The organism is Streptomyces fulvorobeus, from assembly GCF_013167895.1.
Lineage (GTDB): Bacteria > Actinomycetota > Actinomycetes > Streptomycetales > Streptomycetaceae > Streptomyces > Streptomyces fulvorobeus.
The window spans coordinates 334,968-358,390 of the sequence record NZ_BLWC01000001.1; the positions used below are offsets into that span (position 1 = coordinate 334,968).

Below are 23,423 nucleotides of genomic sequence, written 5' to 3' on the forward strand. Positions count from 1 at the left end.
CGTCCGGTCGGTTGTGCCGATCTGCTGTCTACGAGAAGAAGAGGGGCTTGCCCGCGTAGTAGGCGTCGATGGCCTCGCTCATGCTGGAGCGCGAGGGCGGATGGAAGACCAGGGCCTGGGCGGCGGACGCGAGGTAGGCGATCTCGGGCGAGCGGATGTAGGTCATGCCGCCCAGCGTCTCGACCGCCATGGCGACGACCCTGGTGAGCACGTCCTGCACGGAGTAGCGGGTGAACAGGGAGGCGGCGGCGCAGTCGTTGCCGAGGTCGCCGTCCATGATCCGGCGTGCGAGTCCCTCGACCAGCGAGGCGGCGGTCTCCACGAGGAGGCACAGCTGGGCGCGTTCGGCGGCCGTACCGCGCCGCTCGTCAAGGGCGCGGGCGACCAGGGAACTGGCGACACCGGTGTAGGCGGCGGCGATGATCATCTGGAACCAGATGACGCCGGTCTCGTTGAGTTCGTCGAGCTTCTCGGCAGCGGCCGGGGGCGCCCGGAGCAGGTCCTCGTCCGTGACGAACACATCCTCCAGCCGGACTTCGTGGCTCTCCGCCGCCACCAGCGGGAACGTCGACCAGAACGGGTGGACGGAGATGCCCGGGGTGTCGGCGGGCAGCACCAGCAGCGCCATCTCCGGGCTGCCGTCCCGTCCGCTCACGCCCACACTGGCGGTGAGCAGGTCCATGGAGCGCGACAGGCTGCACGGCTTCTTCGAGCCGCTGACGAGGTAGCCGCCGGACGTCTCGCGGGCCTGGACCGCGGGGCTCAGGATGCCTCGGCCGGACCGTCCCTCCGCGAAGCCCGAGGCCAGGAGCGACCGCTTCTCCGCCATGACGTCGAGGACGGTCTTGCGCAGTTTGGAGTCGTCGCCGTAGAGGGGCGAGAGGGAGTAGAGCATCCCGACCGAGAAGTGGTGCATCGCGGTCGCCACCGCGAGGGAGGGGGCGAGCGACCCCAGCGCACGGACGACCCGGACCGCGTCGAGGGCCGAGGCGCCGATGCCGTCGTACTCGCCCGGGATCAGGAGGTTGGGGCCACCGTACTGTTTGAACAGGGCGAGTGCGGGGCTCTGCGCCGACTCCAGCTCATCGAACGGTACGTCGGCCAGCCGGCCGGCGAGACCCGGTAACAGCCTCTCGCAGGCGGCGAGATCGTGGTGCAGGAACTTCACGCTTCCATACCTTCCCGTAGGGGGCGTGTGGGGGGTGGGCGACGGACGGAACACCGTGGACGGCGGCGGTCAGTTGCCGACCAGCGTCATGAGGAACGGGGGGTAGCGGTCACCGTGCACGGCGTTCGCCGGCACGGCCGAGGCCACCGCCGCCAGTTCGTCGGCGGACAGCTGCACCGAGACTGCGGCGAGGTTCTCCGCCAGGTGGTCCCGTCGTGCGGTCCCGGGGATGGGGACGATGTCGTCGCCCTGCTGGTGGAGCCAGGCCAGGGCGAGTTGGGCGACGGTGATGCCGTGCGCGTCGGCCAGGGGCCGGAGCGCGTCCACCACCGCCACGTTGCGGCGCAGATGCGGCGGGTCGAACCTGGGCAGTGTGCGCCGGAAGTCCGTCGCGGGGCCGAGGTCCGCCTCCGAGCGGATGCGCCCGGTCAGAAAGCCCCGGCCCAGCGGGCTGGACGCGATCAGGCCCACACCGAGCTCCCGGCAGACCGGCAGGATCTCGACCTCGACGTCCCGGCTCCAGAGCGACCACTCGCTCTGGACCGCGGTGACGGGGTGGATCGCGTGCGCGCGGCGGAGGGTGGCGGCGGAGACCTCCGAAAGGCACACGTCCAGCACCTTCCCCTCCGCGACGAGCTCCGCCATCGCACCCATGGCCTCCTCGATGTCCTCGCCGGGGGCGGCCCAGTGCTTGACGTAGAGGTCCAGGTGGTCCACGCCGAGGCGGCGCAGGGAGGCGTGACAGCGCTCCCGGATGTAGGCCCGGTCCCCGCGCACGCCCAGGAACTTGCCCTGCGCGTCACGTTCGAGACCGACCTTGGTGGACAGGAGCACGCGGTCCCGCCGCCCCGCGACGGCCCGTCCGAGCAGCCGCTCCCCCTCGCCGAGTCCCTGGACGTCGGCGGTGTCCAGGAGCGCGACACCGCGGTCGATCGCCTCGTGCACCGTGGCGAGGGCCTCCGCGGGGTCGGCGACCCCGTAGAACGACGTGGTGCTGAGGCAGCCCAGGCCCTGGGCCGGCACCTTCAGCCTGCCGAGGCGGTGGGTGGGGAGCGGTGGTGGAGCGGTCGTCATCGGTGTCCTGTCCGTACGGGGAGAGGGAGGTGCTCCGGACCCGGGCGGCCGCCCCTCACCAGGTGTCCAGGTGCAGCACGGAGTCCAGTGGCTGACGGGCGGCGGGCCGGAAGTCGGTGCCGATGGAGAACGCGGTCGGGATCAGAGCCGCCTGCACGATACCGTCCGGCATGCCCAGCAGCTCGGCGATCTCCTTCTCGTACATCAGGTGGAGCGTGGTCCAGGCCGTGCCGAGGCGACGGGCGCGGGCGGCGAGCATGTAACTCCACCCGGCCTGGATGACCGAGCCCCACATACCGGCCTCGTTGTACTCCGGCGCCTCCTTGGCGTCCAGGCACGGGATGACGAGGACGGGGACGTCCGCCATGTGCTCGCCGAGGTAGGCGACGCTGTCTCCGACGCGTTGCTGCTGGGGATGGCGGACCGGGTGGTCCGCGTAGAGCGAGGCGCACGAGCCCTCGGACGTCAGATAGGTCCGCACCGCCCGCCGGTAGTACTCGCCGATGGCGGCCCGCTGGTCCTTGTCGGTGACGACCATCCAGTGCCAGGTCTGCCGGTTGCTGCCGGACGGCGCCTGGAGCGCTATCTCCAGGCACTCCCTGACCAGGTCGAGCGGAACGGGACGGGTCAGATCGAGCCGTTTGCGCACGGAGCGCGTAGTGGTCAGCAGTTCGTCGGGGGTGAGGTCCAAGAGGGACATGGGGGGCCCTTTCCTCGATACGGACACGGAGCAACGAGAGGTGGTGCTTGCGGGGTCGCCAGGAGTGGCGGACGGTTCGGAGTCAGGCTGCCCGGACGCTGCCGTCGGGGTCCACCCGTCGCAGCACCGCGTAGAGGCCGTCGGCCAGCTCGTCGGCTTCGTCGCGGCTCAGCACCAGGGGCGGATTGATGAGCAGTGCGCGGGGGTTGCCGCGCAGGATGATGCCCGCTTCCTCGCGCAGGGCCGTCGCGACGGGCGCGGTGCCGGTGGGGAGCGGGCTCCGCGTCCCCTTGTCCGCCACCAGCTCGATGCCGAGCATCAGGCCGAGCTGGCGGACTTCGCCGACCACGGGCAGGTCCCGCAGCCCTTCCAGCCGTTCTGCCAGGTACGCCCCGGTCTTGGCCGCGTTCTCCAGCATGTTCTCCTGGTCGATGAGATCGATGTTGGCGAGGGCCACCGCGCAGGCCGTGGGGTGCCCGGTGTAGGTGAACCCGATGGGGAACCCGTTCCCGGTGATCGTCTCGGTCACCTCGTCACTGACCAGCACGGCTCCGTGAGGAACGTAACCCGAGGTCAGGCCCTTGGCGGTGACCATGATGTCGGGAGTGACACCGAAGTGCTCCGCCGCGAACCAGTGTCCGGTGCGGCCGTACCCCGTCACCACCTCGTCGAAGATCAGCAGGATGCCGTGCTGCCGGAGCAGTTCCGCCACCCGCGGCCAGTAGTCCGCGGGGGGAATGACCGCGCCGCCGACGCTCATGACGGGTTCGCCGATCATCGCCGCTATCCGGCCGGGTCCGATCCGTTCGATCGTCTCGCGCAGCTCCCGCAGACAGAAGTCCGTCACGCCTTCCTCCCCGTACTGCTGGATCTGGTACGGGTCGGGCGCCGTGAGGTGGTGGACGTCGGGCATGGTCGGCCCGAACCCCTCGTGGTAGACGGGGAGTCCGGACACGCTTCCGCTGCCGTAGCCGATGCCGTGGTAGCCCAGCTTGCGGGCGAGCACCCAGGTGCGCTCCGGCCGGCCCGCGCGGTAGTGGAAGTAGCGCGCCATCCGCAGGGCGATCTCGTTGCCCTCGGCGCCACCGCTGGTGAAGAAGACGCGCTCCAGGCCCGCAGGCGCCAACTCGGCCAGCCGCGAGGCCAGTTCGATCGCCTTGTCGTTGCTCATCATCTCCCAGGTGTGGAAGCACTCCAGCACCTTCATCTGCGCGGCGGCGACGTCGGCCAGTTCGCCGCGCCCATGTCCCACCTGCACCATGCCCAGTACCGCGGCGGCGTCGAGGTAGCTGCGGCCCGTGCTGTCGCGGACGCGGCAGCCTTTGCCCTCGACCATGACGATGCGGTCCTTCCTGCCGGCCGGCAGGTTCGGGTGGATCAGCCTGTCACGGTCGGCCTGAATCCAGTCGGCCGTCCCGGACGCGGTGGACGCGGTGACCGGCACGGTGGGGGACACGGACATGGGCGGGCTCCTTTGTACAGACGGGCACGGGGGTGCTGTGGACTCGGGAGGGATGTGGGGAAGGCGGCGGTGAACAGCCACCGGATGGACGGGAGTCTGCCAGCGGCCGTATGCGGTCGGCATGATCACGGCGCACGCCGTTCGTCCAGTGATCCACAAGCCCGGGACAAGGCGGGGAGGCCCGCGTCCGCCTCCGGGGCACCCGGCATCCCCCGTTTCGCAGGCGTTTCCCGTGCGGCTCACCGCTCATCCGCCGCCGGCCACCTCCGTCCCGGAAGGGTTTGGCCGAACACACCCTGTGTTCGGCGCGTCACGGTTGGTACGTTATGACCGGTTCGGCGTCGGGCCGGAGCACTCACCGCGGTCGGCACGCGCCTCCCACCGACCGCGTTGACCTCTTGCCGGCGAGCCGTCCGCTTCGCGAACCACAGAGGCAAGGGGCTTATGACAGAGGGATTGGTCCAGAGCGTCGACGGGGCTCGCCGGTTCATCCACTCACCGGAAAGCACCGCCACCCCAGTCGTGATCTCCGCGTTCGGCAGGATGACCGTACGCACGCCCGAAGGTCCGGTGGAGCTGGGACCACCGCGCCGTCGCGCCGTCCTGGCCCTGCTGCTGGTCAACGCCGGCCAGGTGGTGTCGCTCTCGTCCCTCGTCGACAACATCTGGGGGGACAGACCGCCCGGCCAGGCGGTCACCACCCTCCAGTCGTACATCTCACGGCTGCGCAGACTGGTGGCGGACCGGCCGCTGAGCGGTGGGGTGCAGCTCCAGCTCAGACACCGCTCCCCCGGATACGTGCTGACCGTGCCGCCGGAGCACGTGGACGTCCTGCGGTTCGAGCAGGCGGTACGCCGTGGCATGGCCACCCGCCACCGGGGTGACGCGCTGCACGCCTACGATCTGCTGTCCGAGGCACTGCACGGCTGGGGAGCACCTCCCTTCGAGGACCTGACGGACTACGACTTCGCCTCCCAGGAGGCGTCCCGCCTGGGCGACCTGCGGCTGACCGCCCTGGAGGAGTGCGCCGAGTGCGCCTTCGCGCTGGGCCGCAGCCAGGAGCTGCTTCCCGTGCTGGAGCAGGAGGTCCACCTCCACCCGCTGCGCGAGCGCCTGGTGCACCAGCTGATGCGGGCCCAGTACCAGTGCGGCCGGCAGGCCGACGCGCTGTTCACCTTCGAGCGCACCCGGCAGTCCCTCGCCAAGGAGCTCGGGGCCGATGTCATCCCCGAGTTACGGCAGGTGCACGAGAGAATCCTCCGGCACGATCCCGCGCTCCGGCGCACTCACCCGGCCCCCGCCGCCCCGCCGCCCACGCCTCCCGTCGCGTGGCCTCGTTCGCCCGGCTTCCCGCCGGCCGGCCACCCAGCCGCCAAAGGCTCCGGCCTGGCGGCGGAACCGGCCGCCGCGCCGGTGTTCCCGCCGGCCGCCCCACCACCAGCAGCGGCGGCCGCTGCCGAGCCGGGGTCGCCGCGGACGCGGCGGGCCGAGCTGGAAAGGCTGTCGGCCGCGTTGGAGGCGGCCGGCCGCGGCAGCGGACGCGGTGTCCTCGTGGTGGGAGAGGCGGGGGTGGGCAAGACGTGGCTGCTCCAGCGGTTCGGGGAGCGGTGCCGCGCGTCTGACATCGATGTCTTCACGGTCTACTGCCCTCCGGACGACGACATGCCGGCGTACTGGCCGTGGCTCCAGGTACTGCGCCAGGCGGCCGCCCGGCGGCCCGAGGCGATTCATGCGCTGCCGCCGGCCGTGCGCAGGCACCTCGATCCGCTCCTCGATCCTTTCCTCCCCGAGCCGGACGGCGACCCGGCGGGAGAGCCCTCGCGCCTCCCCGCGGCAGGGACGTTCGCCTTCCAGGAAGCGGTGAGCCGGCTCCTGGTGGCCCTCGCCGACCGCCCGCTGGTCATCGTCCTGGAGAACTTCGAGCGCGCCGACTTCCCCTCGCTCGCGCTGACCCGCTTCCTCCTGGAGCAGACGGCCGAGTCCTCGCTGCTGCTCGTCGTCACCGCGCGCGCCTTCCGCGTCTCCGACGATCCGGGCTGGCGGGCCACCCGGGCGCGCCTGCTCCAGATGCCGCACACGGAGGAGATCCGGCTGGAGGGGCTGCCGCCGGAGGAGAGCCACGGCATCATGGCCGCCTCTCTCGGCGCCCGCGCCCACCCCGCCCTGTGCGCGGCCTTGCAGAAACGGTCCTGCGGTAACCCGTTCCTGCTGCTCGGGCTCCTCGAAGCGGTGGACGACGCGACGACGGCCCGTCAGGTCAACGAGCTGCTGCCGCCGAGACTGGCGGAAGTGATCACGGAGAGACTGTCCGGTATTCCGTCCGGCGTACTCGCCGTCCTGAACGCCTGCGCCGTCCTCGGTCCCGAGAGCACCACGGACACCTTGCGGGAACTGGCCGTCGCGGCCGGGGCGTCCGCCCATGACGTGGCGAGGGCGCTGCGCGCCGGTCTGCTGCGCATGAGAGCGGACGGTTCCTCGCACATCGACTTCGTGCAACCGCTGGTCCGCGACACCGTGCGCCAGGAGATGCCCGGGGGAAGCTGTCCGGAACCGGAATCGCGCCGTCGCGCCACCGGCCCGTACCGGCTCCAGCCCCGCGACGGCCCGGCCTCGCGCAAGCCGCTCGACTGGATGTTCACCCGGCCCTCCGGCCGGTTGCAGCACGCCGCGGCGCGGGTGCTGCGCTGGTATCTGAGCGCGCTGTTCGACAGATCCACCCTGTCGACGGCCGAGGTGGCCCGGGAGGCCGGGCTGCCGGCCGAGGCGGTCACCCTGAGCCTGGGCGGGGAAGTGGTCGCCTCATGGCCGGCGACCCACCTGCTGGTCACCATCCTGGGCGGGGACCCGCAGGCCCTGCGCCCCGTCTGGGACGCGGCCTCCGGCGACGAACCCCCGGACGGCCACTCCGAGCTGGACGCGCGGCGCCGGCTGCGGAAGATGCTGCACGTACTGCAACTGGCGGCGGGAGCGCCGGTCGAGGGGGAACCGTGCGCGGAGACGCTCCTGACGCCCGGCACCACTCCCACCTCGGTGCCGGGCTACGGCTGGAGCGGGTGAGGCGCCTTTCCTCACGGCGCCGCGCCCCGCACGGGGGTGCTGGGCACGGCGCGTCATCCGGCCCGGCGAGCGCCCGGCAGGCGAATGTCCTGCGAGGACCGGCCGCCGTGCGGTTTCAGGCCCGCCCGGCAGCCGGCACCGTGGTCAGCCGAGCTTCTTGAGCAGTTCGGCCGCGAGCGGAGCCGAGGAGGCCGGGTTCTGCCCGGTGACCAGGTTGCGGTCGACGATGATGTACGGGGCCCACGGCTCGCCCTCCTGGAAGTCCGCGCCCAGCTCGACCAGGCGGTCCTGTAGCAGCCACTTCGCCTGGTCCGCGAGACCGGCCTGGGTCTCCTCGGCGTTGGTGAAGCCCGTCAGCCGGTAGCCGGCGAACGGGTTCGTGCCGTCGTCGTCGCGTGCGGCGAGCAGCGCGGCCGGGCCGTGGCAGACGATGCCGAGGGGCTTGCCCGACTCCAGTGCCCGTGCCAGCAGACGGCCGGAGACCGGGTCGACGGCGAGGTCCTCCATGGGCCCGTGTCCGCCGGGGTAGAAGACCGCGGCGTAGTCCGCGAGGTCCACGCCGTCCAGCGGGACCGGGTGCCGGAGTTCGGTGAAGGACTCAAGGGCGGCCGCCACCCGGTCGGCGCCTTCCTGGCCGCCGTTGGCACCGGGGGCCAGGCTGCCCCGGTCCACCGTCGGTACGGCGCCGCCCGGGGTGGCGACGACGATCTCGTGGCCCGCGGCCTTGAACGCCTCGTACGGGGCCACGGCCTCCTCGGCCCAGAAGCCGGTGGGGTGCTTGCTGCCGTCGGCCAGAGTCCAGTGGTCGGCGCCGGTCACTACGAAAAGGATCTTGGACATCTCGCTCTTCTCCGAGGGGTGGGCCCATCCGGGCCCGAAGTAAGGATTACGGAGCCGCCGGGGCGGCACTCTGCCGACGGTAGGCCGATAACCATGACGTAACAACCAGGGCACCGGCCTCCCGGTCGCGGACACCGGCTGCGACGGTGACGCGCACGTGGGCTCTCCGAGCGGCGGGTGCGGGTAGCGGCCCGATGGCGCGCCCCTCGTCCACCCCGGGCCGGAACTCCGGGCGGAGCCGGCCATCCACTCCCGTAACTGAACATGATTGTCATAATGCTAGGGTCGGCGCATCGGCTTCACCCACTCCTCGCATCCCGTTGGGGTCCCCCTTGCGTCTGTTCGAGAATCCCCGCACACCTCGTCGGGGCCTCCTGTCCACGATCGGTCTGAGCACGGCGGCGGCGCTGCTCAGCGGCTGTTTCGCCGCGGCCGGCCCCTCCTCAGGCGGTGGTGACTCCCGCCTGCGCGTCGCGATGATGCAACCGCCGCGCGCGGGACTCTCCCCGCTGACGGACGACGCGTTCAAGCTGTCGCGCTGGTCCACCGCCGAGACCCTCACCCGGCTGGACGCGGACGGCGACGCACGGCCCGCCCTGGCGACCTCCTGGCGGCAGAGCGGCAAGGACTGGACGTTCACCCTCCGCGAGGGCGTCACGTTCCACGACGGCACCGCCTTCACCGCACGCTCCGTCGTGAAGTCCCTCACCGTCGCCGCCACCGCCTCGCCCAAGCCGCGCATCCTCGACGGCGTCACCCTCACCGCCCGCGCCACCGGCCCCCGCACGGTGACGGTCACCACGGCAGCGGCCGATCCGCTGGTCCCCCAGCGGCTCAGCTCCCCGCAGTTGTCGATCCTCGCCGCCAAGGCGTACCGGGGCAGGACCGTCAGCCCGGTGGGCGCGGGCACGGGCCCGTTCGAACTCGTCGAGGTGGGCGGCACGACCACGGCCACGCTCGACCGCTACGACCGCTACTGGGGCGGCCGGGCGAAGGCGGCCGGCATCGATGTGAGGTTCGTGCCCGACGGCACCGCGCGGGCCGCCGCGCTGCGCAGCGGCGAGGCCGACATCGTCGAGGCGGTCCCCGTCTCGCAGGCGCGCCTCCTGGACCCGGAGCTGATCCACGAGGTGCCGATGCCGCGTACCAACACCCTGTACCTGAACGCCGGCTCGGGACCGTTCGAAGACGCGCGCGTCCGGGCCGCGGCACGCGCGGCCGTCGACGCGGAGCAGATCGTGAGCAGTGTGTACGAGGACAGGGCCGACCTCGCCGAAGGGCTGCTGGGCCCGGCCCTCCCCTGGGCCGCGGAGCTGCGTGAGAAGCCCGTACGGGCGGCGGCCGGCGATCCGGGGGGCGCGGAGATCACGATCGGCACGTTCACCGACCGGGCCGAGCTTCCCGAGGTGGCCCAGATCCTCCAGCAGCAGCTCCAGGCAGCGGGCTTCCGGGTGAAGCTGGAGGTCCGCGAGTACGCCACCATCGAAGCGGACGCCCTCGCCGGGAAGTTCGACGCGTTCGTCCTGTCGCGGGCCACGGTCCTGGACTCCGGTGACCCGGCGGCGTACCTGTACAGCGACTTCGCCGGTGAAGGGTCCTTCAACCTCGCGCAGCTCTCCGACCCCGGTGTCGACAAGGCACTGACCACCGCCTCGCAGACCCCGGCCGGTGACGCGAGGCGCGAGGCGGTCATGGCCGCCGAGGCAGCCGTGCTGGCCACGGACGCCGCCGTGCCGATGCTGCACGAGCGGGTCATCCAGGGTGACGCGGCGGGCGTCAGGGGCGCGGCCCACGACCCGCGCGAACGTGAACTCGTCACGATCCGCACGCACGTCAAGTGAGGGCGGCGCTCACCCGGGCGGCCGGACTGGCCGCCGTGCTCGCTCTCGTCGGACTGCTGCCCTGGCTGTCCGGCAAGGACCCGGCACTGAGTCTGCTGCGGGCCAGATCGGCCGAGCAGGAACCCACCGCCGAGGCACTGGACGCGATCCGCGAGGACCTCGGGCTCGACGCGGGGCCGTTCGGGCTGCTGGGGCACTGGGCGGCCGGACTGATCCGCGGCGACCTCGGAGTCTCGTGGGTGTCCGGCTCGGAGGTCCTGCCCTCGGTGACGGCCGGTCTCCAGGTGTCGCTCGCCCTGATGGGCGCGTCCCTGGCCGTCGCCCTCCTGGTGGGGACCGCTCTGGCCCTGCCGGTTCTGGTACGCGGCCGGGGCGGCGCCGGGACGCTTGGCGCGATGCTCGCCGCGGTCCCCGAGTACCTGGTCGCCCTGCTCCTCCTCGTCGTCGCCGGGGTGTGGCTCGGCTGGTTCCCCACCTCCGGCTGGGGCGGGCCCGCCCACATGGTCCTCCCCGCCCTCGCGCTCGGGATACCGGCCGGTGCGCTCCTGGGCCGGCTGGTCGCCGACGCGCTGCCCGACGCGCTCGACGAACGCTGGGTGGAGCTGTGGCGCGGCGCGGGCGTCGGCCGGCGTGCCGTCACCACCGCGGCCCTGCGCCGGGTCCTGCCGCCGCTGATCCCGCAGTTCGGCATGGCCGCGGTGGGCCTGACCGGCGGCGCGGTCGCCGTCGAGACGGTCTTCGCGGTGCCGGGGCTCGGCCGCACCGCCCTCGGCGCGGCCAGGTCCCAGGATCTTCCGCTGCTCCAGGGCGCGGTCCTGGCGCTGCTGGCGCTCGGGCTCCTGGTGGGCGTCGCGTCGGCCGCCCTGCGCGCACAGCTGCTCGGCCCGGCCCTGCGCGACGCGGCTCTGACCCTGCCCGCGGCCCGTCCGGTACGGGTCTCCCCCGCCGTACCGGCCGTGCTGGGCACGCTGCTGGCCGGCGTGACCGGCTGGGGGCTGCTGCGCGATCCGTACGTCATCGACACCACCGCCAGGCTCACCGCGCCCTCCTGGGCGCACCCCCTGGGGACCGACGCCCTCGGCCGTGACGTGCTGGCCCGGCTGGGGCACGGGGCGGGCTCGACGGTCGGCACGGCGGCGGCCGTCTGCCTCATCGGCCTGGTCATCGGACTCGCTCTCGGGTTCCTGCCGAACGCGGCGACCGGCCTGGCCGATATCGCCAACGCACTGCCGCCGGTGATCGTCGGCATGCTGGTGGCCGCGTCGACGGGCCCCGGGGCGGGAGGTGCCGCACTCGCCGTCGCGCTCATCTCCTGGCCGCCGCTGGCCGCGCACGCCGCCGCCCTCGCCCAGGAGGTCCGTGCCTCGGCGTTCCTGTCGGCGCAGAAGGCGATCGGGGCGAGCCCGGCCCGGATCATGGTCCGCCATGTCCTGCCTTCGGTGGCCGGCCCGGTCTCCCGGCACGCGGTCCTGCGTCTGCCGGGCATCGCGCTGGCCCTGGCCTCGCTCGGCTTCCTCGGTCTCGGCGCCCAGCCGCCGTCCCCCGACTGGGGTCTCCTGCTCGACGAGTCCGCCGACTACATCGAGCGGGCCCCTGTCGCCGCCCTCGCCCCCGCGGTCGCGCTGGCGCTCCTCGCCGCGCTCGCCGTGGCCCTGTCGGCGCACACCCGGCGCGGCGGACCGCGCCGCGCGCCCGTCCGGAAGGAGGCGGCCCCCGTTGCCGTCTGACGCCCTGCTGTCGGTCCGCGATCTGAGCGTGGACTTCGACGGCGTACCGGCCCTGAGCGGCCTCTCCTTCGATGTCCGGCCGGGTGAGGTCCTCGCCCTGGTGGGTGAGTCGGGCGCCGGGAAGTCGGTCACCGCGCGCGCCCTGCTCGGCATGTGCCCGCGCGGGGCCGCCGTCTCGGGGAGCGTGCTGCTGCGCGGGACGCCCGTCACCGCCGCCGACCGGGGGCGGCGTATCGCGCTGGTACCCCAGGACGCGCTGTCCGCGCTCTCACCCGTCCTCCCGGTCGACGGTCAACTGGCGCTGGCCGTCAGGTCGGTACAGGGCCTGTCCCGCAGGGACGCACTGGCCCGGGCCCGGGAGGCGCTCGCGGAGGTCGGTATCCCGGCCGCGCGGGTCTCCGCGTATCCCCACGAACTCTCGGGCGGCATGCGCCAGCGCGCCGTCATCGCCATGGCCACGGTCAACCGTCCGGAACTGGTCGTCGCCGACGAGCCGACCACGGCTCTCGATCCCGGGACACGGGACAAGGTGCTCGGCGTCCTCGGTGACCGGTGCGCGGCGGCCGGCGCGTCCCTCGTGCTGGTCACCCATGACCTCGGGGCGGTGGGGGCGCACGCCGACCGGATGGTGGTCCTCTACGCGGGCCGGCCGGCCGAGTACGGCCCGGTGGACCGGATTCTGCGCCGGCCGCTCGCCCCGTACACCGAAGCCCTCCTCGCCTGCCTGCCCACCGCCGGCACGCCCCGCAAGTCCCGGCTGCCCACCCTCCCGGGGCGTCCGCCCGCCCCGGGCGCCCTCGGTGCGGGCTGCGCGTTCGCACCCCGCTGCCGCTACGCCACCGTCCGCTGCCACACCGAGCGGCCCGCGGCGCGCAGCGTCGACGGACGCGAGGTGGCCTGTCACCTCGACCACCTGGAGTCCGTGTGAGCCCCCTGCTCGACGTCCGCGAGCTGGTCGTGCGGTACGGGAGGACCACCGCGGTCGACGGAGTCTCCTTCCAGGTGGACGCGGGCGAGACGGTCGGCCTGATCGGTCCGTCCGGCTGCGGAAAGTCGTCCACGGCCGCCGCCGTCCTGCAACTGCGCAGGCCGCACAGTGGTGAGATCCGCTTCGGGGGCGTGGAGCTGACCGCACTGGGCGAGCGCGAACTGCGGGCGGTCCGGCCGCGTGTCCAGCCGGTGTTCCAGGACCCGTACGGTTCGCTCAGCCCCCGTCGGCGCATTCGCGACCAGGTCGCCGAACCGCTCCGCGCCCAGGGCCGCTGGTCGGCCGCCACGGGTCCCGGGCGGGTCCGCGAACTCCTCGCCCTGGTCGGCCTGGACGGGGAACACGGCGGGCGGCTCCCGCACGAACTGTCCGGCGGGCAGTGCCAGCGCGCCGGGATCGCCCGGGCGCTGGCGAGCGATCCCGAGCTGCTGATCCTGGACGAGCCGGTGTCCGCCCTCGATCCGTCGATGCGCGCCGGCATCCTCAACCTGCTGCTCGAACTGCAGGAGACCCGAGGGCTCGGCTACCTCTTCATCTGCCACGACCTGGCGGCGGTGCGGCACTTCAGCGACCGGGTCCTGACGATGCGCGAGGGCAGACTGACGGCGTCATGACGCCGCCGGAGTCGTTGCTCCCCGGCAGCGGTCCGCGAGCTCGGCCGTCCGCCGCCCTGGCCCGCAGGCTTCAGCGCACCCGGCTCCGGAGCGGCGCGGACGGGACCCCCTAGGGTGAAGGGGCCAGCGTATGCCCTCGGTTACGGATCACCTCGACCCTAAGGACAAGTCATGGACGAGCGCTTCGACGTCGTCGTACTCGGAGCCGGCCCCGGCGGCTACGTCGCCGCCATCCGCGCCGCCCAACTGGGCAAGCGGGTCGCGGTCGTGGAGGAGAAGTACTGGGGCGGGGTGTGCCTCAACGTCGGCTGCATCCCCACCAAGGCGCTGCTGCGCAACGCCGAGCTCGCCCACATCGTCAACCACGAGGCCAAGACCTTCGGCATCCAGGTCGAGGGGAGCGTCTCCTTCGACTACGGCCAGGCGTTCCGCCGCAGCCGTACAGTCGCGGACGGCCGCGTCAAGGGCGTCCACTACCTGATGAAGAAGAACGGCATCACCGAGCTGGACGGGCGGGGCACCTTCCTCGACGCGAACACCCTGCGGGTGGCCGGGCCCGACGGCACCACGCGGACGGTCACGTTCGACCACTGCGTCATCGCCACCGGCGCCACCCCGCGCCTGCTGCCCGGCACCGCCCGCAGCGAACGCGTGGTGACCTACGAGGAGCAGATCCTCGCGGACGGCGTGCCGCAGTCGATCGTCATCGCGGGCGCCGGCGCCATCGGCATCGAGTTCGCGTACGTCCTGCACAACTACGGGGTGAAGGTCACCATCGTCGAGTTCCTCGACCGGGTGGCGCCGCTGGAGGACGAGGACGTCTCCAAGGAGCTGGCCAAGCAGTACCGCAGGCTCGGCATCGAGGTCCTGACCTCCACCCGCGTCGAGGCGATCGACGAGTCGGGGCCCCAGGTCCGCGTCATGGTCACCGGAAAGGACGGTGCCGAGAAGGTGCTGGAGGCCGACAAGGTGCTCCAGGCCATCGGGTTCGCGCCCAACGTCAGCGGTTACGGGCTGGAGGCGACCGGCGTCGCCCTCACTGAGCGGGGAGCGATCGACGTGGACGGCCGCTGCCGCACCAGCGTGCCGCACATCTACGCCATCGGCGACGTGACCGCGAAGCTGATGCTCGCCCACGCGGCGGAGGCCATGGGTGTCATCGCCGCCGAGACCATCGCGGACGCCGAGACGATGGAGCTCGACTACCGGATGATCCCCCGCGCCACGTACTGCCAGCCCCAGATCGCCAGCTTCGGCTGGACGGAGGCGCAGGCCCGGGAGCAGGGCTTCGACGTGAAGGTCGCCAAGTTCCCCTTCACGGCGAACGGCAAGGCGCACGGTCTCGGCGACGCGACCGGTTTCGTCAAGATCCTCAGCGACGCGAAGTACGGCGAGATCATCGGTGCCCATCTGATCGGGCCGGATGTGACCGAGCTGCTGCCCGAGCTGACGCTCGCTCAGCAGTGGGACCTCACCGTCCACGAGGTGGCGCGTAACGTGCACGCCCACCCGACGCTGGGTGAGGCCGTCAAGGAGGCCGTCCACGGGCTCGCCGGACACATGATCAACTTCTGAGCCGGGCGGCTGGGGGCCACCGTGTTCCGGGGGCTGTTCAAAGCCCCGCCCGTACGGGAGGATCGCGCCCGCGCCACCCCCCGCTTCCGGCGCCACCCGCACCACAACGGAGGATGTACATGGCTCGCCGCACACCCCGCGCGCTGATCGCCTCGGCCACCGCCGTCACGGCTCTGCTCACCACTGTCGGAGCGGCCTCGGCCGCCGGGACGGACCGCGCCCCGGCCGCCAGCGTCTTCATGGTCAACCCCGTCCAGTCCTCGGGCGACCAGTCACTCCTCGACGCGAAGGACTCGGCCGGCGCGGTGCCCGCGTCGGCCTACGCCTCGGCCGCGCTGCGCAACCTCGACGGCAGTGGCGGGCTCTCCGGGCGGTGGGCCTACGTCAGGTCGGACACGGGTGCGTCGGCGCGGACCGCCGACGCCGCCGCGTACACCCGGCAGGACGACCAGTTCGAGCAGGTCATGGCCTACTTCTGGACCAACGAGGCGCAGGAGTACCTCCAGGGCCTCGGCTTCGGCAGCGACCTCCCGGGCGTCAACGACCGGGCGCAGCCGGTCCGTATCAACCAGTGGGGTGCGGACAACTCCTACTTCACCGACAAGAAGGCCGAGATCCGCTTCGGCAAGGGCGGGGTGGACGACGCCGAGGACGCCGAGGTGATCGTGCACGAGTACGGACACGCGGTGCACCACGCCCAGGTGCCCGGCTTCGGCACGTCGGTGGAGGCGGGGGCCATCGGTGAGGCGTTCGGTGACTACCTCGCGGTCGGGGTCGGCACCCACGCCGCCGCCCGTTACGGCTGGCCGCTCAAGGCCGACCCGGCGTGCGTGGCGGACTGGGACTCCGTCAGTTACAGCGCCGCTCCGCACTGCCTGCGCCGCATCGACACGGACAAGGTGTACGGGGACCGGGTGGGCTCGGTGCACGCGGACGGGGAGATCTGGTCCCGTGCGCTGCTCGACATCCGGCGCGCGCTCGGTGCCAGGGTGGCCGACCGCGTCATCATCAACGCCCAGTTCGGCTTCGCGCCCGGCACCAGCTTCCAGGACGCGGCGCTGACGACGATCGCGACGGCGCGGAGCATGTACGGCGACGGCGTGGCGGAGGCGGTCCGCGCCGGATTCAGGGGGCGCGAGATCCCGGGCGTCCAGTAACCGGCGAGCTGTCGAGGCGGGCGGGCAGCCGGCGCGGGGAGCGCCATGCCGTCGCCGCTCCCCGCGCCGGGGCCGGTGAGGTGTTCGGCGCGCAGGACGCCGGGAGGTTCCCGGACAGCCGGGCGTCCGGGGCAGCCGCGGGGCGCTCCTGGTCCGCCCGGCGTACCCGTCAGACGAGGGCCGCGGCCACGGCGTCCGGTGTGCTGCCCGCGTCCTCCTCGGCGGGGTCCCGGGCCAGCAGGTCCAGGGTGAGCGCGGCCGTCCATCCGAAGTCGCGGGTGCCGCGGGCCTCCGCGGTGAACGGGTCCACGTACTCCGCGAAGTCGCAGGCGCCCGCGGAGGTGAGCATGGTGGCACGCAGCCGGTCCGCGGCCCCGGTCCTTCCGTGCCCGCGCAGGCCGCGCTCCAGCAGCCAGCCGGTGTTGAACCAGGCCGGCCCGCGCCAGTAGCGGGACGGGTCGAACGCGGGTCCTGTGAGGTCGTACGACGGGACCATCGGGATCTCGCCGAGCCGGAAACCCGGGCCCGCGGCCGTACCGGCCAGCGCGTCGACGATCTCCTGCGGGAGCCCGGGCACGACGAGCGGGAGGAGGCCGGCGACACTGCGTTCGGTGATCAGCTCACCGTCCACCAGGTCGCGGCAGAGGAACATGCCGTCATCGGGCGACCACAGCCGCTCCACCAGCGCGGCGGTGAGCCGCGCGGCCCGTTCCTCGTGCGGGGCCGGGTCCGCCCCGGTCTCGGCGGCGATGCGCCCCAGGGCGTGCTCGGAGACGATCAGCAGGGCGTTGACGCCCGGGTCCTCGACGGCGAACGCGTGCCGGGTGCCCGCGTCCGCGTATCCGCTGTCGCGGTAGTCGCCCGCGAGGCGCACGTACCGGCCGTAGTCCAGGTCCGTGGGGCGCTCCGCCGCCGCTCCGTGGGCCAGGTCGGCGCGCCGGTAGGAGTCGGCCGGGGCCGGTTCGATCCGCCGCAGGGGCGCGTCCCAGCACGGGCTGTTGTCCATGCCGGGCTCCCACGGGTGCAGGACGGCGGCGAGGCCGCCGCCTCCCAGGTCGCGGGCGCCCGTGAGGTACTCGTGCCAGGCGGTCAGCGCCGGGTAGACCCGGGACAGGAAGCCACGGCTGCGCGAGGCGTCCGGGTCGGCCAGATGGACGAGCCAGGCGGCGAGCGCGTGTACGGGGGGTTGCACGATTCCGGACGTCTCGATGCCCTCGGGGGCTCCGGCCGCCGCGCCGTCGCGCGAGGAGCGCCAGAAGTCGGGGCTGGGGAAGTAGGCGTCGAGCGCGACCGCCGGGTTGAAGACGATGTGCGGAACGCGTCCGTCGGCCCACTGCGCGCCGAGCAGCGTCTCCAGTTCCCGCTGCGCGCGGCGGACGGAGAGATGGCGCAGGCCGATCGCGATGAACGCCGAGTCCCAGCTCCACTGGTGCGGATACAGGCCGCGGGAGGGAACGGTGGAGGCGCCCGTCCAGTTGGCGTACAGGACGCGTGCGGCGCCGCGCCGAAGTGCCGGATCGTCCGCGGCGGCGGGCACCGGCGAGTCGAGGAGCGAGGTCATGCCCGTGACCTCCGCGCCCCCTGGGCGCACGCCTGCTGCAACTCGGCCCGTCGGGCCGGAGGTTGGGAAGCGGTCTTCTCCATCTTCTCCATGGATGCCCTGGATGCCTTTCGCGCCGACGCAGCGCTGTGAGGGGTGGCTCGTGGCGGAACCGCGGAAAGGGAGTCGGCCCGGCCTCAGCCGATGTGCCGTGAGGTCCCCGATCGCCGACTTACGTTGAAGTTATCCCACAGTTATGTATCACCAACAAGCAGAAGTGAGAGTGAAATGCCTAACATTCATACACAAGAGGGATGAATGAAGGAGCGGCATGGGGATGACGACTGGACGGTGCGGGCCGGCCGTGGCCCGCGTCGCGGCGTGCCTCGTGGCGTGCCTGCTCGCCGGCTGCTCGGGCGGCTCGGCAGCGGAGCGGAGGTCCGACAACCGGATCACGGTGTGGTCCCAGGAGAACCTGCCACCGCGGATGGCCGCGACCCGCAAGATCGTCAGCCGCTTCGAGAAGGACACGGGCGTCGAGGTCGACCTCGTCGGCGTCGACGAGGCCCAGCTGCCGCAACTGATCATGTCGGCAGCCGCTACGGGCCGGCTCCCGGACGTGATCGCCGCCGTACCCCTGGGACAGATCTGGCAGATGTACGGGAACGGGCTGCTCGACACGGACGCGGCGGCCCGCGTCCTCACCGCCCTCGACCCCGGCACGTTCGAGCCGAACGCGCTCGCGCTCACCGAGGACGACGGCACCCGGCTCGCCGTCCCCTCCGATGCCTGGCTCCAGCTCCTCCTCTACCGCAAGGACCTCTTCGCCGACGCGGGGCTCAAGCCGCCCGACACCTACGCGCACGCGCGCGAAGCCGCGGCCGCCCTCGACGGAGGCGGCCGGTACGGAATCTCGCTGGCCACCGACCCCTCGGACGTGTTCACCCAGCAGAGCTTCGAGGACCTCGCCCTGGCGAACGGCTGCGGGCTGGTGGACGAGAGAGGGGAACCGGCCCTCGACTCACCGGCCTGCGTCGCGGCCTTCACCCTCTACGACGAGCTGGCCCGCGAACACGGGGCGCCGGGCAGCCAGGGTGTGGACTCCACCCGCGCCACGTACTTCTCCGGCTCGTCCGCCATGATGGTCTGGTCCTCCTTCCTCCTGGACGAACTGGCGGGGCTGCGCTCCGACGCGCTCCCCAGCTGCCCGGAGTGCCGGAAGGACCCGGCCTTCCTCGCCGACAACACCGGCGTCGTCACCTCGCTCCAGGGCCCTGACGGCAGGGAACCCGCCCAGTTCGGCGAGATCACCTCGTGGGCGGTCACCGAGTCCGCCGAGACCGCGGCGGCCGAGAGGTTCGTCACCTACCTGATGGGCGCGGGCTATCCGGACTGGTTCGGCATGGCCCCCGAGGGGAAGATCCCGGTCCGTACCGGAACCCCCGCGGCCCCGGGCACCTTCCAACGCGCGTGGCGCTCCGGCGTCATGGGCGTCGACCGCCGCGCCTCCCTGCGGGCGACCTACCCGGCCGCGCTCCTGGACCGGCTCGTCGCCGGGGTGCGGGGCATGAGCCGCTGGGGACTGACGGAAGGCCAGGGCACTCTCGTGGGCGCGACCGGCGGCGAACTGCCCGTGGCCAAGGCCATCGGTGCCATGACCGGCGGCCGGCTCTCACCCGCCGAGGCCGCGCGTGAGGCGGACGAGGAAGTGACCGCCCTTCAGGAATCGCTCCGGTGACCGCCGGGCCGCCCCCTCCACCGAGCCGTCCGAACCCATCGAGGGGTGCCGGGTCATGAGCACCGTCCGGAGCGGCGCGAGGAAGCGCCGCCGTCCGCCGCGGACCGCCGCTGCCCGGGAGAACCGCGCGGGCCTCGCCTTCGTCGCTCCGACCTTCCTGGTCGTCCTGGCCGTGGTGATCCTGCCGATCCTGTGGACCGTCCTGCTCGCCTTCCAGGACTCCGCGCTGGCCGACATCCAGGAGGACGGCCTCCTCGGCCGCTGGACCCTCGCGAACTTCGAGCAGGTCTTCGGCTCGCCCGGTTTCTGGAGCAGTCTGGGCACCACCCTGCTCTACACAGCCGGCGCCACGGCGGGCTCCGTACTCCTCGGCCTCATCGCCGCTCTGGCACTGCGGCGGCCGTTCCGTGGGCGCGGTGCACTGCGGGCCGCCATGCTGCTCCCCTACGTCGCTCCGGTCGTCGCCGTGGCCTTCGTCTGGGAGGTCGCGCTCAGTCCGCAGTACGGGGTGGTGAACGCCTGGGGCAGCCGACTGCCCGGCTGGGGCGACCCGATCGCCTTCCTGACCACCCGGTCGTACGAAGCCGGCGTGTTCGGCGTCCACTTCGACGTGCCCCTGGCGCTGCTGACCGTCATCGCGTTCGAGACCTGGCGGTACTTCCCCTTCGCCTTCCTGTTCGTGCTCGCCCGCCTCCAGGCCGTCCCCCGTTCGCTGGAGGAGGCGGCCGAGGTGGACGGAGCCACCCTCACCCAGCGCTTCCGGTACGTCCTGCTGCCGCAGCTCATGCCCGTCATCGCCCTGCTCTGCGTCCTGCGTTTCATCATGACGTTCAACAAGTTCGACGACGTCTACCTCCTGACCGGCGGCGGTGCGGGCACGGATGTCGTCGCGGTCCGCGTCTACGACTTCCTCACGTCCCGCTTCGACGTCGGAGCGGCGTCGGCCCAGGCACTCGTCCTGGCCGTGGTGCTCATGGCGCTGCTCGGCATCTACTTCGCCTGCTTGGCCGAGCGGGTCCAGGACGAGCCGGCATGAGCGGCGTGACGCGGCGGCGCGGACGGGCAGCGGGCCGCGCCCGGTTCGAGGAGCGGCTCTTCGCCGTGGTGCGCCCGGTCGTGATCGTTCTCCTCGCCGCGATCACCCTCGTGCCCTTCGCCTACATGCTGATGCTCTCGGTGAAGCCGGTCGACGCGCTGCTGCGGAACCCGGGCAGTCTGTGGATCGCGGCCGAGGACCTCACCTTCGCCACGTACGGAAGCGTGCTGAGGCCCGCGTCCGAGGGCGGCCAGGGCTTCCTGGGGATGCTGCTCAACTCCTCGGTCGTGGCCCTGGCGACCGTATTGCTCACCCTGGCCGCAGCGGTCCCCGGCGCGTACGCCGTGGGCCGGCTGAGGTTCTTCGGCGGCCGGCACGTCAGCGCGCTCTTCCTGGCCGTCTACCTCTTCCCGGCGACCCTGCTCGCCGTACCGCTCTTCGTGATGTTCGCGAAGATGGGTCTCTCGGGCAGCCTCGCCGGGCTGGCCGTCGTCTACGTCGCGCAGACCGTGCCGGTATCGGTCCACATGCTCAGGAACTACTTCGTGACCGTTCCGGCCGGTGTCGAGGAGGCCGCCGCGATCGACGGCGCGTCCCGGCTCCAGACGGTGGTCCGAATCGTGCTGCCCCTCTCCCTGCCGACTCTGACGGCCACCGGGCTCTACGTCTTCGTGATCGCCTGGAACGAGTTCCTCTTCGCGCTCCTCTTCCTCACCGCGGAACCCGGCCGGTGGACGGTCTCCCTCGGGCTCCAGCAGCTGGCCAACGGGCTGGAGGTGTCCAAGACCGTTCTGATGGCCGGTTCGGTGGTGCTCACCGTCCCCGTGGTACTCCTGTTCCTGGCGGCCGAACGCCTGCTCACCGAGGGGCTGACCAGCGGAGCGGACAAGGGCTGACGGCGGAGCGGGCCCGCCCATGGGCACCGGCGATGAGGGCGAGGGCAGCGGGGATGGCAGGAAACCGGGCGAGTGCGGGACACCTGCTGCGGCTCATACGCAGCGGTGAGGCCACCACCCGCGGCGAGTTGCGGCAGGCGACGGGGCTGTCCCGGTCGACCGTCGGGCACCGCCTGGAGCAGCTCTTCGGCGCCGGCTGGCTCCGGGATTCCGCCGGCGCCTCCACCGGGGGACGGCCCTCCGCCCGGCTGGAGTTCGACCCGGCACACGGCGTCGTACTCGTGGCCGACCTGGAGACGCGCCACGGGCGCGCCGCCGTCCTGGACCTCGCCGGCACGACCCTCGCGGAACGCACCGGGGAGCTCTTCATATCGGACGGCCCGGACGCGGTGCTCGACCGGCTGGCACGCTGGTTCGCCCTCCTCGTCGACGAGGCGGGCACGGTCCCCGGAATGGTCTGCGGCATCGGCCTCTCCGTACCCGGGCCGGTCGACCCGGAGTCGGCGCGGATCGTGCAGCCGCCGATCATGCCCGGCTGGGACCGGTTCCCCGTGCGGGAGCGGATGCGTGAGGCGTTCGCCGCGCACATCGCGCCGCTGCCCCCGGCCGGGCCGCTGCCGGTCCTCCTCGACAACGACGCCAATCTGATGGCGCTGGCCGAGCAGCGCGAGAACCACCCCGGCTGCGGGGCGTTCCTGCTGGTCAAGGCGTCGACCGGGATCGGTGCCGGAGTCGTCGTGGGCGGTGAGGTCTACCGGGGGACCGACGGCGGAGCGGGCGACATCGGCCACATCCGGCTCCACGACCGGCCCGACGCCCTCTGCATGTGCGGCTCGTACGGCTGCCTGGCAGCCGTGGCAAGCGGGCGCTCCCTCGCGGAGCGGCTGACTGCGGCCGGTGTGCCCACGGCCTCAGGCTCCGGGGTGCGGGACCATCTCGCCGCGGGACAGCCCGACGCCGTACGGTTCGCCCGCGAGGCCGGACAGCGTGTCGGCGAGGTCCTGGTCACCGTGGTGACCCTGCTCAACCCGGGTGTCCTGGTGCTCGCGGGGGATCTGGCGGGGACACCGTTCCTCGCCGGGGTGCGTGAGCTCCTCCACCAGCGGGCACTGCCCCGGACCACCGCCCATCTCTCGGTGACCCTCTCCGCCCTCGGTGACCGTGCGGCGCTGGTCGGCGGCGCCGCCATGGTCGTCGACCACCTCTACGCCCCTGACCGGGCGGACGCCCGGCTCGCCGCCCTCGCCCGCGGCGACCGGTAGCCCTTCGCTCCTCCCTCTCCCGGAGCCCGCCCGGGGACGGCGGCGGGCGTCCGCGGTGTGTTCAGTTCGCCCCCGTACGCAGGAGCCGGGCCGCCAGGTGGTGCTGGAGTGGCCGGTCGACCGCCGCGAGGTCGTGGACGAAGTCCAGCGTGTCGCCGTCCGTCAGCGTGTAGCGGCGGCGGGTGGCGGAGACCTCCTTGGCGGTGGGCGTGCGGGCCACCTGCGCGGTGGCGAGGTCCACCGAGCCGCCCTCCGCCCTGCCGGTCAGGATCTCGGCGATGCCGGTGGGCTGCGTGATGAGCGCCTCGACGTGCCCTTCGGGCTGCAGCCGCCACCAGCCGCTCTCCCTGGCCGAAGGCCGGAGCGGCGCGTCCTGCGCGTCCAGCAGCCAGGCGCGCGCCTCGTAGTGGAGGAAGGGCCGCCCGTCGTGGCTGAAGGTGACCTCCTGCGCGTACGTGAACTCGGCGTCGAGCGTGGGGTATCCCCCGCGTCCCCGGCCGGCCCAGGTGCCCAGGAGCCCGAGCACCGGTGCGAGAAGCGGGTGCGGGGCGGGGGACCGGTCCGCTCCGAGGGCATCGGGGAACGGGTGTTTCTGTACGGGGTCGACCATGGTGTGCGCTCCTGGGTGGGTGCCGGTGCCGACTGGCAGCCTAGGGGGTGCCAGTCGGATCAGGTTCCGTCGTTCCGTCCGGCCGGGCATCCGGGATCACCGAGGAGGCGCCCGTATTCGGGAGGCGACCGCTCATCA

General features: G+C 72.7%; 18 protein-coding genes. 11 read left to right on the top strand and 7 right to left on the bottom strand.

The genetic code is table 11. The features are described from left to right. Positions 1-28 precede the first annotated feature (28 nt). The 4 genes from Sfulv_RS01570 to Sfulv_RS01585 form a co-directional block, all read right to left on the bottom strand. Positions 29-1,168: an acyl-CoA dehydrogenase family protein gene (locus Sfulv_RS01570; RefSeq protein ID WP_173310550.1), complete on the bottom strand. Its 1,140-nt coding sequence runs from the start codon at positions 1,166-1,168 to the stop codon at positions 29-31. A gap of 69 nt (positions 1,169-1,237) precedes the next feature. Next, a complete protein-coding gene (locus tag Sfulv_RS01575; protein ID WP_173310552.1) occupies positions 1,238-2,242 on the bottom strand; it encodes an aldo/keto reductase in 1,005 nt (334 codons plus the stop codon). Between the two features lie 55 nt (positions 2,243-2,297). After that, the gene (locus Sfulv_RS01580) at positions 2,298-2,942 is read right to left on the bottom strand and encodes a nitroreductase family protein (protein ID WP_173310554.1); all 645 of its coding nucleotides are present in this window, start codon (positions 2,940-2,942) and stop codon (positions 2,298-2,300) included. 82 nt (positions 2,943-3,024) lie between these two features. Further along, the gene (locus tag Sfulv_RS01585) at positions 3,025-4,404 is read right to left on the bottom strand and encodes an aminotransferase family protein (protein ID WP_173310556.1); all 1,380 of its coding nucleotides are present in this window, start codon (positions 4,402-4,404) and stop codon (positions 3,025-3,027) included. Between the two features lie 444 nt (positions 4,405-4,848). On the opposite strand from Sfulv_RS01585, the gene Sfulv_RS01590 reads away from it, so the two are divergent. Beyond that, positions 4,849-7,461: an ATP-binding protein gene (locus tag Sfulv_RS01590; protein WP_173310558.1), complete on the top strand. Its 2,613-nt coding sequence runs from the start codon at positions 4,849-4,851 to the stop codon at positions 7,459-7,461. A 144-nt stretch (positions 7,462-7,605) separates the two neighbouring features. On the opposite strand, the gene Sfulv_RS01595 is transcribed toward Sfulv_RS01590, so the two are convergent. Then, the gene (locus Sfulv_RS01595) at positions 7,606-8,301 is read right to left on the bottom strand and encodes a type 1 glutamine amidotransferase domain-containing protein (protein ID WP_173310560.1); all 696 of its coding nucleotides are present in this window, start codon (positions 8,299-8,301) and stop codon (positions 7,606-7,608) included. 338 nt (positions 8,302-8,639) lie between these two features. Between Sfulv_RS01595 and Sfulv_RS01600 the strand changes: the two genes are divergently transcribed. The 6 genes from Sfulv_RS01600 to Sfulv_RS01625 all read left to right on the top strand — a co-directional run bounded on the left by Sfulv_RS01600 (position 8,640) and on the right by Sfulv_RS01625 (position 16,203). Beyond that, positions 8,640-10,142: an ABC transporter substrate-binding protein gene (locus tag Sfulv_RS01600; protein ID WP_246353339.1), complete on the top strand. Its 1,503-nt coding sequence runs from the start codon at positions 8,640-8,642 to the stop codon at positions 10,140-10,142. Then, positions 10,139-11,869: an ABC transporter permease subunit gene (locus Sfulv_RS30005; protein WP_173310564.1), complete on the top strand. Its 1,731-nt coding sequence runs from the start codon at positions 10,139-10,141 to the stop codon at positions 11,867-11,869. The genes Sfulv_RS01600 and Sfulv_RS30005 overlap by 4 nt, the downstream gene beginning before the upstream one ends. Continuing rightward, complete coding sequence (locus Sfulv_RS01610) at positions 11,859-12,797, top strand: ABC transporter ATP-binding protein (protein WP_173310566.1); 939 nt, start codon at positions 11,859-11,861, stop codon at positions 12,795-12,797. The genes Sfulv_RS30005 and Sfulv_RS01610 overlap by 11 nt, the downstream gene beginning before the upstream one ends. Then, positions 12,794-13,471: an ATP-binding cassette domain-containing protein gene (locus Sfulv_RS01615; protein WP_218578029.1), complete on the top strand. Its 678-nt coding sequence runs from the start codon at positions 12,794-12,796 to the stop codon at positions 13,469-13,471. Before Sfulv_RS01610 ends, Sfulv_RS01615 begins: the two co-directional genes overlap by 4 nt. 171 nt (positions 13,472-13,642) lie before the next feature. Then, positions 13,643-15,046: a dihydrolipoyl dehydrogenase gene (gene lpdA, locus Sfulv_RS01620; RefSeq protein ID WP_173310568.1), complete on the top strand. Its 1,404-nt coding sequence runs from the start codon at positions 13,643-13,645 to the stop codon at positions 15,044-15,046. A gap of 119 nt (positions 15,047-15,165) precedes the next feature. After that, entirely contained in the window at positions 15,166-16,203 is a 1,038-nt protein-coding gene (locus Sfulv_RS01625) for a M36 family metallopeptidase (protein WP_246352964.1), read from the top strand. 169 nt (positions 16,204-16,372) lie between these two features. Here the strand turns inward: Sfulv_RS01625 and Sfulv_RS01630 are convergent, their stop codons facing one another. Continuing rightward, on the bottom strand, positions 16,373-17,764 hold the full coding sequence (locus tag Sfulv_RS01630) for an MGH1-like glycoside hydrolase domain-containing protein (RefSeq protein WP_173310572.1): 1,392 nt from the start codon (positions 17,762-17,764) through the stop codon (positions 16,373-16,375). Positions 17,765-18,074: 310 nt separating this feature from the next. Between Sfulv_RS01630 and Sfulv_RS01635 the strand changes: the two genes are divergently transcribed. From Sfulv_RS01635 to Sfulv_RS01650, 4 genes are read left to right on the top strand one after another with little or no spacing between them, the layout of a single operon-like run. After that, entirely contained in the window at positions 18,075-19,481 is a 1,407-nt protein-coding gene (locus tag Sfulv_RS01635; RefSeq protein ID WP_371874618.1) for an ABC transporter substrate-binding protein, read from the top strand. Positions 19,482-19,536: 55 nt separating this feature from the next. After that, positions 19,537-20,517, top strand: a complete 981-nt coding sequence (locus Sfulv_RS01640) for a carbohydrate ABC transporter permease (protein WP_173310576.1) — start codon at positions 19,537-19,539, stop codon at positions 20,515-20,517. Beyond that, positions 20,514-21,413: a carbohydrate ABC transporter permease gene (locus Sfulv_RS01645; protein ID WP_173310578.1), complete on the top strand. Its 900-nt coding sequence runs from the start codon at positions 20,514-20,516 to the stop codon at positions 21,411-21,413. Before Sfulv_RS01640 ends, Sfulv_RS01645 begins: the two co-directional genes overlap by 4 nt. A 53-nt stretch (positions 21,414-21,466) precedes the next feature. Continuing rightward, positions 21,467-22,675, top strand: a complete 1,209-nt coding sequence (locus Sfulv_RS01650; RefSeq protein ID WP_173310580.1) for an ROK family transcriptional regulator — start codon at positions 21,467-21,469, stop codon at positions 22,673-22,675. Positions 22,676-22,736: 61 nt separating this feature from the next. Here the strand turns inward: Sfulv_RS01650 and Sfulv_RS01655 are convergent, their stop codons facing one another. Continuing rightward, positions 22,737-23,285 carry a nitrobindin family protein gene (locus Sfulv_RS01655; RefSeq protein ID WP_173310582.1) on the bottom strand — a complete coding sequence of 183 codons (549 nt, stop codon included), beginning with the start codon at positions 23,283-23,285 and terminating at the stop codon, positions 22,737-22,739. Positions 23,286-23,423: the final 138 nt, after the last annotated feature.

Coding starts and splice junctions, on each gene's coding strand:
- Sfulv_RS01575 (WP_173310552.1), bottom strand. CDS start 2,242: ATGACGACCGCTCCACCACCGCTCCCCACCCACCGCCTCGGCAGGCTG.
- Sfulv_RS01580 (WP_173310554.1), bottom strand. CDS start 2,942: ATGTCCCTCTTGGACCTCACCCCCGACGAACTGCTGACCACTACGCGC.
- Sfulv_RS01585 (WP_173310556.1), bottom strand. CDS start 4,404: ATGTCCGTGTCCCCCACCGTGCCGGTCACCGCGTCCACCGCGTCCGGG.
- Sfulv_RS01590 (WP_173310558.1), top strand. CDS start 4,849: ATGACAGAGGGATTGGTCCAGAGCGTCGACGGGGCTCGCCGGTTCATC.
- Sfulv_RS01595 (WP_173310560.1), bottom strand. CDS start 8,301: ATGTCCAAGATCCTTTTCGTAGTGACCGGCGCCGACCACTGGACTCTG.
- lpdA (WP_173310568.1), top strand. CDS start 13,643: ATGGACGAGCGCTTCGACGTCGTCGTACTCGGAGCCGGCCCCGGCGGC.
- Sfulv_RS01625 (WP_246352964.1), top strand. CDS start 15,166: ATGGCTCGCCGCACACCCCGCGCGCTGATCGCCTCGGCCACCGCCGTC.
- Sfulv_RS01630 (WP_173310572.1), bottom strand. CDS start 17,764: ATGACCTCGCTCCTCGACTCGCCGGTGCCCGCCGCCGCGGACGATCCG.
- Sfulv_RS01635 (WP_371874618.1), top strand. CDS start 18,075: ATGGGGATGACGACTGGACGGTGCGGGCCGGCCGTGGCCCGCGTCGCG.
- Sfulv_RS01640 (WP_173310576.1), top strand. CDS start 19,537: ATGAGCACCGTCCGGAGCGGCGCGAGGAAGCGCCGCCGTCCGCCGCGG.
- Sfulv_RS01645 (WP_173310578.1), top strand. CDS start 20,514: ATGAGCGGCGTGACGCGGCGGCGCGGACGGGCAGCGGGCCGCGCCCGG.
- Sfulv_RS01650 (WP_173310580.1), top strand. CDS start 21,467: ATGGCAGGAAACCGGGCGAGTGCGGGACACCTGCTGCGGCTCATACGC.
- Sfulv_RS01655 (WP_173310582.1), bottom strand. CDS start 23,285: ATGGTCGACCCCGTACAGAAACACCCGTTCCCCGATGCCCTCGGAGCG.